This is a genomic window from Candidatus Cloacimonadota bacterium, from assembly GCA_034661015.1.
Classification (GTDB): Bacteria; Cloacimonadota; Cloacimonadia; order JGIOTU-2; family JGIOTU-2; genus JAYEKN01.
In genome coordinates this window covers 28,847-38,922 of the sequence record JAYEKN010000193.1, presented here as the reverse complement: position 1 = coordinate 38,922, position 10,076 = coordinate 28,847, and the positions used below count along the sequence as shown (strand labels likewise).

Annotated in this window: 9 protein-coding genes; all 9 read left to right on the top strand. The window is 34.5% G+C overall.

All coding sequences use genetic code 11. The features are described from left to right. Nucleotides 1–363: 363 nt before the first annotated feature. Genes U9P79_07445 through murG form a run of 9 tightly spaced genes read left to right on the top strand, consistent with a single transcriptional unit; the run spans nt 364 to nt 10,033 of the window. Entirely contained in the window at nt 364–801 is a 438-nt protein-coding gene (locus tag U9P79_07445) for a hypothetical protein (GenBank protein MEA2104457.1), read from the top strand. Continuing rightward, on the top strand, nt 801–1,721 hold the full coding sequence (gene rsmH / locus U9P79_07440; GenBank protein MEA2104456.1) for a 16S rRNA (cytosine(1402)-N(4))-methyltransferase RsmH: 921 nt from the start codon (nt 801–803) through the stop codon (nt 1,719–1,721). The genes U9P79_07445 and rsmH overlap by 1 nt, the downstream gene beginning before the upstream one ends. A gap of 2 nt (nt 1,722–1,723) precedes the next feature. Beyond that, a complete protein-coding gene (locus tag U9P79_07435; GenBank protein ID MEA2104455.1) occupies nt 1,724–2,062 on the top strand; it encodes a hypothetical protein in 339 nt (112 codons plus the stop codon). A gap of 27 nt (nt 2,063–2,089) precedes the next feature. After that, a complete protein-coding gene (locus U9P79_07430; GenBank protein ID MEA2104454.1) occupies nt 2,090–3,859 on the top strand; it encodes a penicillin-binding protein 2 in 1,770 nt (589 codons plus the stop codon). A 43-nt stretch (nt 3,860–3,902) separates the two neighbouring features. Then, nucleotides 3,903–5,264 (top strand): UDP-N-acetylmuramoyl-tripeptide--D-alanyl-D-alanine ligase, encoded by a 1,362-nt coding sequence (gene murF, locus U9P79_07425; protein ID MEA2104453.1) that lies wholly within the window; start codon nt 3,903–3,905, stop codon nt 5,262–5,264. Beyond that, nucleotides 5,264–6,367 carry a phospho-N-acetylmuramoyl-pentapeptide-transferase gene (mraY, locus tag U9P79_07420; GenBank protein MEA2104452.1) on the top strand — a complete coding sequence of 368 codons (1,104 nt, stop codon included), beginning with the start codon at nt 5,264–5,266 and terminating at the stop codon, nt 6,365–6,367. The genes murF and mraY overlap by 1 nt, the downstream gene beginning before the upstream one ends. A gap of 1 nt (nt 6,368) precedes the next feature. Beyond that, the gene (gene murD / locus U9P79_07415; protein MEA2104451.1) at nt 6,369–7,781 is read left to right on the top strand and encodes a UDP-N-acetylmuramoyl-L-alanine--D-glutamate ligase; all 1,413 of its coding nucleotides are present in this window, start codon (nt 6,369–6,371) and stop codon (nt 7,779–7,781) included. A 4-nt stretch (nt 7,782–7,785) separates the two neighbouring features. Continuing rightward, complete coding sequence (locus tag U9P79_07410) at nt 7,786–8,937, top strand: FtsW/RodA/SpoVE family cell cycle protein (GenBank protein MEA2104450.1); 1,152 nt, start codon at nt 7,786–7,788, stop codon at nt 8,935–8,937. Continuing rightward, nucleotides 8,882–10,033 carry an undecaprenyldiphospho-muramoylpentapeptide beta-N-acetylglucosaminyltransferase gene (gene murG, locus U9P79_07405; GenBank protein ID MEA2104449.1) on the top strand — a complete coding sequence of 384 codons (1,152 nt, stop codon included), beginning with the start codon at nt 8,882–8,884 and terminating at the stop codon, nt 10,031–10,033. The genes U9P79_07410 and murG overlap by 56 nt, the downstream gene beginning before the upstream one ends. Nucleotides 10,034–10,076 lie beyond the last annotated feature (43 nt).

The following is a 10,076-nucleotide window of genomic DNA, read 5'->3' as shown; positions in this document are numbered from 1 at the left end:
TGATTTAAAATAATGCCATTCGTGCAAATTAGTTGCTAAGTTTTTTGTAATACTGAGAAGGTTTAATAAAGCATCACCAATTTTTATGAATGAAAAATTTATTTTCCTCTCAACATAAAGTAAATAATAATTCTCGATCATTTTTTTATTTTTAGAAAAGAATACGATTATTACCTGCTTTTTTAACTATCAGTAGCATTTGAATTAAAACCATATTAAAATAATTTAATAAATATTCCGATAAAGTTTGACAAACTGTCAGCCATCTTCGTTTGATGTCATAAAATGTCATAATTATTCAAAGGCATTTGCATTGGATTATTATTCAATATAATCGGCATGATAAACAAGATCGGAGAGATAATGGCTGGAACTTTTATGGGAACTTATGAAGCCTCTGTTTCTAATCGCAGAATCAGTATCCCGCAACCATATAGAAAGCAATTTTCACCGCAAGCAAAAAATATGGTAACGATTATTCGGGGGAGATTGAACACATTGCAGATCTACCCGTTTGATAGGTGGAAAATGACTAAAACCAGATTAGAGAACGGTCCGGATAAAGATAAAAATTTTTTACGAATGTTACTCAGATGGGCTACGGAATTAAAGATAGAAGGACCCGGTCGTATCTTGATCCCTCAAAATCTTTTGGATATGGCTCAGATAGAAAAAAACGCTGTTTTTCTTGGTGAAGGTAAATATTTTACCCTATGGAATCCGGAAAAATTTGCTGAATATACACTCACACTCGAACAAGATTATGAAAATGTGTTTTTAGGAAATATAAATAGCTTATAATGGAAAATTACCATATCCCGGTTCTCAGGCAGAAGGCTGTTGATTTATTAAATATCAAAAAAGGGGGAATCTATGTGGATGCTACCACAGGTGGCGGAGGGCATCTTGCAAGTATTTGCGATGCGGTGGATGATATACGGGTAATTGCATTGGATAAAGATTCGGAAGCGATAGAATTCGCTCAAAACAGATGTAGGAAATGGGAAGATAAGATAATTTTCGTAAATAAAAATTTTTCATATTTAACTTCTGCTCTTGCCCTGAATCGGATTAGAAAAATTGACGGAATTCTTTTCGATCTTGGGGTTTCTTCTCACCAAATTACCGCAAAGGACAGAGGTTTTAGCTTTCAAATAGATGAAAAACTCGATATGCGGATGGACAAAAATGCAAAACTATCCGCATTTCAAATCGTAAATTATTATGATCTTGAAGATATTGTGCGAATAATTTATGAATTTGGAGAAGAAAAATATCGAAGGAGAATCGCGAATAATATTGTTCGATCTCGAGAAAAAAAGAAGATTGTTACAACATTTGAACTAAAAAAAATTATTGAGAATGCAATTCCATATCCAAATAAGAAGACTCTTGCACGTGTGTTTCAGGCATTTCGTATTGAGGTGAATAAAGAACTAGAAGTACTCGAAAAGGCACTCAAAGATTCTGTAGATGTGTTAAACGAAAATGGACGAATAGTAGTAATCTCTTATCATTCGCTTGAAGATAGGATTGTGAAAAATTTTTTCAAGTATGAGGAAAAAGAGTGCATTTGTCCACCTAACTTTCCCAAGTGTGTTTGTGATAAAGAAAAACGGCTGGAAATAATTACAAAAAAACCGATCACACCTGCAAACGAGGAAGTAAAGACTAATCCACAAGCGAGAAGTGCAAAGCTAAGGGCAGCAGAAAGGTGCTAAAAATGAATGGTAAAATTTGGATCATAATTGTATCGGTATTTCTTTTTATATTAAGCAGTAATTTAACAAAATTTGTCTATCTTTCAAAACAGTGTCAGATAGAGCAGCTGAAAAGCGAGATCTGGAATACACGCGAAGCTTTGAATGATCTGAAAAATGATATTAGTAAGCTCTCTATGGATAAAAGAATTGTGTTTCTGGCAAGAACGGAATTAGGCATGATTTTTCCAAGTTCAAGGGATATTATTTGTGTTATTCAAAATGAAACTGAAGATAAAATAAATAAATATTCATTCCGCAATTTTTTATCACCAAATGTTATGGCATCCGAAAATCATTAATCGAGAATTTTATTCCAATAGTTAATTATGAATATAAGTAAGGGAAGAATATATGTTGTGATATTTTTTGTTCTAATTGTTTTTTCTGCAATTATTTGGCGGTTGTATGCGGTTCAAATCAGAGACATATACGGTTTTTGTGATCGTTATTATCGCTATAAACCAAATCGGCAGATCATTCCGGCTGATAGAGGAATTATTTATGATAGAAACGGAATTCCTCTTGCCGGGAATGAAAAAACATTTACCCTTCAGTTTTGCCCTTCCATAATGGATTGTGCACAGGCTGATTCTCTCTCGGCAGAAGATAGTCTTCAAATATATAGGTGGATTGCGAGCGCAATAAGTGAATCTACTTCAGCCGATTTCAACGTGATTTACAATAGATTAAAAAAATTTTCGCATGATTATCCTAATGGTTTTGAATTGATAAGAGATGTTGATGTTTTACAGAAAAATTCGATTAAATCCACCTTAGCAAAAAATAAAGTTAACGGGCTTCAAGAATTTAAACAGAAATCCAAACGAATTTATCCTAAAGAAGAATTGGCAGGAGCGGTAATCGGATTGTATAAGGAAGAGGAAGCGAAGTGTGGAATTGAATACGTTTTTGACGACGATCTGTCCGGAGAAGATGGTTGGTATGAATTTATCCGATACGCAACAGGAGAAAAATATCGCACAACGGATATGAAAGAAAAGAAACAGATTCCGGGCAATTCGGTTTATCTCACGATTGATTCTCATGTTCAAACGATATTGGAAAAATATCTTAAAGAAGGTTTAATTGAAACAAAATCCAAACATGCTTTGGGAATTATTGTATCGGTTACGAGTGGTGATATTCTTGGAATTAGTGGCATTAGTGCAGATTATTTAAACGTATCAACTCATGCTTCGCATTCAATACCGCTTTATCCGGTAAGTTGGCTTTTTGAGCCAGGATCTATCGTGAAGCCAATCGTGATGCTTATGGCTTTGGAAGAAAATAAATTTGCTCATGATCATATTTTTGATTGCAATACAAGATGGATTGGAAAAAGGAAAATTGTCGATGTAAAGGAATTGGATGATTTGACGATGAAGGGGGTCATAGCACATTCGAGCAATGTAGGAATGTCTTATATCGCGGATGAGCTGTCCGATGAATATATTCATGATAGGTTAATGGATTTTGGTTTTGGGCACAAAACGGGTATTCTCTTAACGGGTGAGCAATCCGGAGTTGTTCCTAAAACTTCTCAATGGTCTGGTTTTACAAAGCACTCTCTCGCTTTCGGACAGGAAATTTCTGTAACTGCAATTCAAATGGTTTATGCTTATGCAGCAATTGCAAATGGGGGAAAAATGTTGCAACCGCGCATATTGGAAAAAGTTACGGATTATCAAGGAAATCTTATTCATGAACCGCAGAAAAAAATTATCCGAGAAATGTCTAACAAACAAGATTTGGATACTTTGAAAACCTATTTGAGTGCTGTTGTAACTGAAGGGCATGGATTTGTTCTGAAAGATATGGATATCAAGATTGCGGGTAAGACCGGAACCGCAGAAAAATTTGAAAATGGTAAACTAAAGGAAAGGAAATATGTTTCGAGCTTTTGTGGATTTTTTCCAATTCAAAATCCTAAATTTGCTATGTTAATCATTATGGATGAACCTTATAATGAGAATACTACGCATGAATTCGGAAGTTACACAGCATGTCCGGTATATAAAAAAATTGTCCGTGAATTGATTGTCTTGCCAAATTTGGATATTTTTGAAAATGAGGATTTCGGATATGCTATGAATTAGCGTCAATCCTTGACGCAGTTTGCATTTTTTTTAAAATATATTTATGAAAAAATTAACCGTTAAAGAAATTGTGGAAGCTATCAATGGGAAAATTATGCAAGATACACAAGATGATTTCATAGAATATGTTCAGTATGATAGCAGAATGATAACCGAAAAGAACGAAAATTGTCTCTTTTTCGCGCTGAATGGCGAAAAAGTAAATGGACTCAATTTTGTGAAACAAGCTTTTGCTAATGGTGCAAAATATGCTGTGGTTGAAGAAAAACCGCCCAATGTTCACACTTCTGCCGGTTTGATATTTGTGGATAATTCCCTCAAGGCATTTGGAAAATTATCTAGATATTACCGTGATAAATTCGATATTCCCTTTATCGGAATTACGGGTTCGGTTGGCAAAACCACTACAAAGGAATTTGTGGCGAATGTTCTATCGGAAAAATTCATAACGCATAAATCCACAGGAAATTTAAACACACTCATTGGTTTACCTTATTCAATTTTGCAAATGGACAAATCATCCGAAATCTCGGTTATTGAAATGGGAACAAACCATTTCGGAGAAATAAAAAAAATGGCTGAAATGCTGAATCCTTCTTTTGCCGTGATTACAAATGTAGGTGAATCTCATGTGGAATTTTTGGAAAATATTGAAGGAGTTTTTCATGAGAAGACCGATTTGTTCAAATATTCTTCAAGCGAGACTCTGAAAATTTTCAACGGGGATAACCCGTTATTTGAAAAATATAAACATCGTGCTGGTTTTGTTTCTTTCGGTAAAAATGCGGATAATGATTTTGTTATCGAAAACATCGAACTCAAAAACGGGCATTTTTCATTTTCCTTAAATAAAGGAGAACCCGAGTCCTATCGTGTTAGGAAAGTATATTCCATCTTCAACAATTTTAAACCGAACATTTATAATTCAATTCCTGCGATCATTATTGCAAAAAAATTAGGACTTTCAGATGAACAAATAAAAGAAGGACTTATGAAAGTTCAAGATTTGGATTTACGGATGGAAATAAAAAGGAATACAAAACGAGATTGGCTAATCATCGCAGATTGCTACAACTCGAATCCCATGTCTCTTCGCTCCGGTATTGAGCATTTTGTCGCTTTGCAAAATTCACCCAAAATTGCTATTCTTGGTGATATGCTTGAATTAGGTGCTAAAAGTGAAGAAATCCATCGTCAGTTTGGAGAAGATCTAAAAAAATCACAAATTGATCGAATAATTACAATTGGAAAATATGCGGAATATTTTCGTGGTGCCGCGCATTATTCAGATGTTACAGAAGCATTGAAAAGGGAAAAATTTGATTTTCCCCAAAACTCAGCAATTTTAATAAAAGGTTCTCGAGATATTAAATTAGAGAAAATTTTAGAAAGGATAACAATCTAATGTTTTATCATATTTTCTACCCGCTGGTGAAATATAATAGTATTTTTAATATTTTTCAATACATTACCTTCCGAGCATTAGGTGCATTTATCACGGCAATATTATTGTCATTCATCTTTGCTCCGAAACTCATTAAAGATTTGAAAAAGAATCAGATAACTGAGCGGATCAATCTGGATTTGCCCACCAATCACAAGCATAAGGCTGGAACTCCGACTATGGGTGGATTGATCATCGGAATAGCCTTACTGATCTCTGTTTTGCTTTGGAATAATCTCACAAATAATTACGTTTTAATGGCGGGTTTGGTCGTTTTGTGGCTTGGTGGATTGGGCTTTTTGGATGATTATTTAAAAAACATTAAACGTGTTTCCGAGGGATTGGTAGAAAAATACAAAATTTCAGGACAGATTGTTCTTGGACTACTAATTGCTTTTACTTTATACTTCGGTTACGAAAAATCCGCTTCAATCACAGAAATAACTTTACCCTTTTTTAAGAATACGTCCTTTTCCTTAGGAATATTATTTATTCCTTTTGTAGCACTCTTCATCACTTTTTATTCAAATGCTGTTAACCTTACCGATGGTTTGGATGGGCTCGCTTCCGGTTCGATTGCGATTGTTGCGTTTGGATTGGGAATTATTGCATATATAAAAGGAAATGCTGTTATTGCGGATTATCTCCAGATTGAATTTATAAAAAATGCCGGTGAACTTGCAGTTTTTATAACCGCCTTGATCGGTGCAATGGTAGGATTTCTCTGGTATAATATAAAACCGGCAGGAGTGTTTATGGGTGATACGGGAGCCTTGTCAATGGGTGGATTGATAGCCGTATTGGCAATTTTGTTGAAGTCCGAAATATTTTTTATGATAATCAGCTTTTTGTTTCTCGTGGAAGCTATGTCATCTCTCTTACAACGCTATTATTTCAAATATACCAGACTGAAAACAGGAGAAGGGAAAAGACTTTTTCGATGTGCTCCTCTTCATCATCATTATGAAATGAAGGGCTGGACAGAGAACCAAATCGTAGTTCGATTTTGGATTATTATGATTTTATTAACAACCATTGGTTTGATTACATTAAAGATACGATAAAATGTTTGAATTTATAGATTTAAAATTTTCAGTGCTCGGTCTTGCTCGTAGCGGGAAGGCTGCTGCCAAAAAATTGAAGGAACTGGGAAACACTCCTTTTATTTCTGAAAATACACCTTTAGAAAAATTGGAAATCAGTAATGATTTTTTGCAAAATTTTTCATATGAAGTTGAAGGTCATACAGATAAGGTTTTGGATGCTGATGTTATTGTGATAAGCCCGGGAATTCCGCTGAATATTGAGATATTGCAAAAAGCACGGGAAAAGAAAATTCCGATTTGGAGTGAGTTGGAACTCGGCTATCAGATTCTAAAAAAAAATAATGCAAAGTTAATAGCTGTTACCGGTTCCAACGGGAAAAGCACTACGGTTTCATTAATTCACCATATTTTGAGGAATGCAAAAAAGAGATCAATACTTGCTGGTAATATTGGAAATCCCCTGACTTCTTTCCCGATAGAAAAGGACATTTTCGATTTTATAGTGGTTGAGGTGAGTAGCTTTCAGTTGGATACGATTCACGATTTTAAACCTGATATTGCAATTTTGCTGAATATTACACCTGATCATCTCAATAGATATGATTCCTTCGCCGATTATAAATTATCGAAATTAAGAATTTTCGAAAATCAAAACCCGGCAGAACATCAGTCCTTTGATATTGAATCTGAAAAAGTAGCACACGAGTCTCTTCGTGTGAAAAATATTGGTATCATCAACTTAGATAATGCAGTATGCAACGATATTTATATAAAAAATTCACGAAATAAATTACCCTACAGCGTAGAAAAAAAAGTAAATCCATACGTTTTTTTACAGAATGAAAAATTGTTCATCAAAGATTTGAAAGACAATGTCGTTGAAATCCCTTTAAATAAAATTCCTCTAAAAGGGAAATATAACTACAGTAATATTTCGGCAGCATCCCTTTCGCTAATTAATTGTGGTTTATCTGCAAATGAGATCAAGCAGGGGATTCTATCGTTTTCCGGTCTGGAGCATCGGCTTGAGATTGTGAAAATTATCAACGATGTAATTTATGTAAATGATTCGAAAGCAACGAACAGCGATTCGGTTCGATGTGCCTTAGATGCTTTTATAAATCCCATAAATTTGATTATGGGAGGCTCTGACAAAAATGAAGACTTTTCCGGACTAAAATCTCTAATCAAGGAAAAAGTGCAAAATCTGATAGTGCTCGGAGAAACAAAGGAAAAATTGGAAACCACTTTTGGCGATGTTACCAAAGTGTTTGGCGTTGAAGATTTGAGAGATGCGGTTGAAAAGGGGAAAAGTTTGGCAAAACAAGGTGATGTAGTGATTCTATCCCCGGGCTGTGCCAGCTATGACATGTTCAAAAATTTTGAACATCGTGGAAAAATATTTAAGAAAATTGTGAATGATTTAGAATGATATTATGAAAATTCAAACTGAAAAATTGGAAAATCTTGTCATCTACACCAGCTGCATTTTGCTGCTAATAAGTTTGATGATTTTGGGAAACATAACTGCTTTCCAATTCAAAATAACTTATTTTCTGAAGCAATGCATGTGGATAGCGATTGCTGCCCCATTTTTTTGGATTTTCTACAAAAAAATCAATTTACAAAAAGTACGCCCCCTTGCGTTTCCATTTGTAATCTTGGGATTATTCCTCCTTGCAGCTGTCTTTGTGCCTGGGGTAGGAATTGAAAGTAATTATTCCAAAAGGTGGATCGATCTAATCGTTTTGAATCTCCAAGCTAGCACAGTCGCAAGGGTAATTCTGATTTTCTACCTCGTCCATTATTTTGTTAAGAACGAAGATCAAGTCGCCGATTCTACTCCTACTAGATTTATCCAAAATTATTTCCCTGTTTTAGTGATTACTTTTGCATACATTTTATTAATTTTTATTGAACCGGATCTAAGCACATCTGCTATTTTATTCTTGATTTTTTTTGTAGTGTTATTTTTGGCAAATATTAGCATAAAAACGATTTTGATAATTGGATTGATTGCCGTGATTTTGCTTGGTTCTATTTTTATTTTGGGGGCTACCTATCGCAAGGAACGCCTTTTATCATTTATTCACTTTATTTCCGGCAAAGATATTAGTCCGGAAATAGAAGAGCGTTTTTATCAACCGAGACAGGCACTTATTGCTCTTTCACAAGGAAAATATACCGGCAAAGGAACGATTGATGATCGGGCAAAATTGTTTTATCTCCCTTTCGCAAAAACGGATTATATTTTTTCTGTTATTGGTGAAGAATTCGGTTTCTTTGGAGCTGTTACATTGATTATAATTTATCTGACGTTGATAATATCATGTTTTACTTTAGCGCTCAGGAATCCCTCTTTTTTCCATTCGCTTCTTATTATGGCTCTGAGTTTGAACATTCTGTTCAATCTGATTGTGAATATCAGCGTAGTTACCAGTTTGATTCCGTCCACAGGTGTGAGCCTACCCTTTATCAGCTATGGTGGATCAGCGACCATAATGGATGTTATTTCGATCGGAATAATTTTGAATGCAAGTAAAAATGGAAGAAAAAACTTTACCAAGACAAGGTTTCAATATGCTTAAAGTAGCTATTGCTGCCGGTGGAACAGGTGGGCACGTTTTTCCTGCGATTGCTATTGCAGAAGAATTTATCCATCAGGTAAAAGATGTTAGCATTACGTTTATCGGTTCGGAAGATGGAATGGAAAAGGAAATAATTCTTGAAAAAGGATTTGAATTTGAATCAATATCTGTGAAAAAATTATACAGATTTTTAACACCGAAGAATCTCCTATTTCCTTATTATTTGCTAAAGAGTGTTTTCCAAACAAGACGTATTTTGAAAAAAAATGAATGCGATATTTTTATAGGATGTGGTGGATTTGTTTCTGGAGCTGCCGGACTTGGAGCGAAAGGAGTTGGAATTCCGATTTTTTTGCAAGAGCAGAATAGTTTCCCCGGCATCAGTACAAGAAAATTGGCAAAATCTAGCAAAATAATTTTTCTTGGAAACCCGGAAGCAAAGGAATATTTAAATTTGGATAATTCTCGTCTAATTTATACCGGCAATCCAATCCGCAAAATGGAAAAAGTGGATAAAGCAAAAGCAAAAAAATTTTGGGGATTAGATGATCGAAAAGTCATTTTCGTTTATGGAGGGAGTCAGGGAGCAAAATCAATAAATGATAATGTGGTCAAAATCATAGAGGATTTGCTCAAGAAAGATTTGCAAATAATTTTTCAAACCGGAAAAAATAAATATCAAAAAATATATGAAAAAATTGGACAGCAAAAGTCAGTAGTTATTAAGTCATTCATAAGGCAAATGGATCTAGCATATTCTGCTGCTGATCTCGTTGTATGTAGAGCAGGGGCTATTTCCCTTTCGGAAATAGCGTTTTATGAATTGCCCGCAATATTAATTCCCTTTCCGAAATCTTCCGGAAATCATCAAGTGAAAAATGCCGAGAGTTTAAAAAAGCAAGGAGCAGCAGAACTCCTTCTTGACAAAAATCTTAATCCTGAAAATCTTAAAAATAAAATTATGGATATAATTTTGGATGAGATGAAGAGCAAACTCATGTCAAAAGCGATTAAAAAATTTGCGAAACCGGAATCTGCAAAAGAAATTGTAGAAATAATTTTACAACAAAGGGACATTCCCTTTGATAAAAGATGACCTTTTTTAAGTGCACTCAGTAATGATTTGGTTATACTTTAAT

Excerpts from the sequence above, each read along its gene's own strand:
- U9P79_07445 (MEA2104457.1), top strand. The coding sequence starts at position 364 with ATGGCTGGAACTTTTATGGGAACTTATGAAGCCTCTGTTTCTAATCGC.
- rsmH (MEA2104456.1), top strand. The coding sequence starts at position 801 with ATGGAAAATTACCATATCCCGGTTCTCAGGCAGAAGGCTGTTGATTTA.
- U9P79_07435 (MEA2104455.1), top strand. The coding sequence starts at position 1,724 with ATGAATGGTAAAATTTGGATCATAATTGTATCGGTATTTCTTTTTATA.
- U9P79_07430 (MEA2104454.1), top strand. The coding sequence starts at position 2,090 with ATGAATATAAGTAAGGGAAGAATATATGTTGTGATATTTTTTGTTCTA.
- murF (MEA2104453.1), top strand. The coding sequence starts at position 3,903 with ATGAAAAAATTAACCGTTAAAGAAATTGTGGAAGCTATCAATGGGAAA.
- mraY (MEA2104452.1), top strand. The coding sequence starts at position 5,264 with ATGTTTTATCATATTTTCTACCCGCTGGTGAAATATAATAGTATTTTT.
- murD (MEA2104451.1), top strand. The coding sequence starts at position 6,369 with ATGTTTGAATTTATAGATTTAAAATTTTCAGTGCTCGGTCTTGCTCGT.
- U9P79_07410 (MEA2104450.1), top strand. The coding sequence starts at position 7,786 with ATGAAAATTCAAACTGAAAAATTGGAAAATCTTGTCATCTACACCAGC.
- murG (MEA2104449.1), top strand. The coding sequence starts at position 8,882 with ATGCAAGTAAAAATGGAAGAAAAAACTTTACCAAGACAAGGTTTCAAT.